We start from the raw sequence: 1,080 nt of genomic DNA on the forward strand, positions 1-1,080 counted from the left end.
GCCTGGACCTGCGAGTCTTGGTGCATGAGGGAAGGCGTTGAGGTCCGGCTGCGGCCGGGGGATCGGGAGCGGCTCGAAGGCGTGGTCTTCGGCCGCAAGAGCCCGCAGCACCACGTATGGCGGGCTCGGATCGTGCTGATGACGGCGGACGGCGCGGGGACGATGGCGATCCGCGCTGCCACGGGGAAAGGCAAGCCGACGATCTGGCGCTGGCAGGCGCGCTACATGCAGGACGGCGCCGACGGGCTGTTCCGGGACGCCCCGCGAGGCCGCGCCTTCACCGCCGCCTCGCCTGAGCAGATCGCCGCGGTGGTCGAGCGCACGCTGCACGAGGACCCACCCGCGGCGACGCACTGGACGTTGCGCTCGATGGCCAAGGCGAGCGGCCTGGCGCCGTCCACCATCCATCGCATCTGGCATGAGCACGGCCTGAAGCCGCACCGGGTCGAGACCTTCAAGCTCTCGAACGATCCGAAGTTCGTCGAGAAGGTCCGCGACATCGTCGGCCTCTACGTCAATCCGCCCGAACACGCCCTGGTGCTGTCCGTGGACGAGAAGAGCCAGATCCAGGCGCTCGACCGCACCCAGCCGGGGCTGCCGATGAAGCGTGGCCGCGGTGCGACCATGACGCACGACTACAAGCGCCATGGCACGACGACGCTGTTCGCCGCGCTCGACGTCAAGGCAGGCACGGTCATCAGCCAGTGCATGCTCCGCCACCGCGCCGCCGAGTTCATCCGCTTCCTGCGCCTGGTCGACAAGCCGACCCCGCCAGAACTCGACCTGCACCTGATCCTCGGCAACTACGCCACCCACAAGACCGAGGCCGTGAAGCGCTGGCTGGCCCGCCACCCGCGCTTCCATGTTCATTTCACACCGACCTCGGCCTCCTGGATCAACGCCGTCGAGGGCCTGTTCGCCACCCTGACCAAGCGGCGGCTGAAGCGCGGCGTCTTCCGCTCCGTCATCGAGCTGAACCAGGCCATCCGCGCCTACCTCGCCGCGCACAACGCCGACCCAAAGCCCTTCCGCTGGACCGCGCCCGCCGACACCATCATCGGCAAGCACCAACGCGGGAAA

1 protein-coding gene is annotated in these 1,080 nt (G+C 68.9%); it reads left to right on the forward strand.

Annotated elements, in window-relative coordinates:
• Positions 1-24 precede the first annotated feature (24 nt).
• Positions 25-1,080: IS630 family transposase (locus G3576_RS30975; RefSeq protein WP_164698333.1), on the forward strand; the 1,056-nt coding region annotated here is incomplete at its 3' end.

The organism is Falsiroseomonas algicola (assembly GCF_011040385.1).
In the GTDB taxonomy this organism is placed as follows: domain Bacteria; phylum Pseudomonadota; class Alphaproteobacteria; order Acetobacterales; family Acetobacteraceae; genus Falsiroseomonas; species Falsiroseomonas algicola.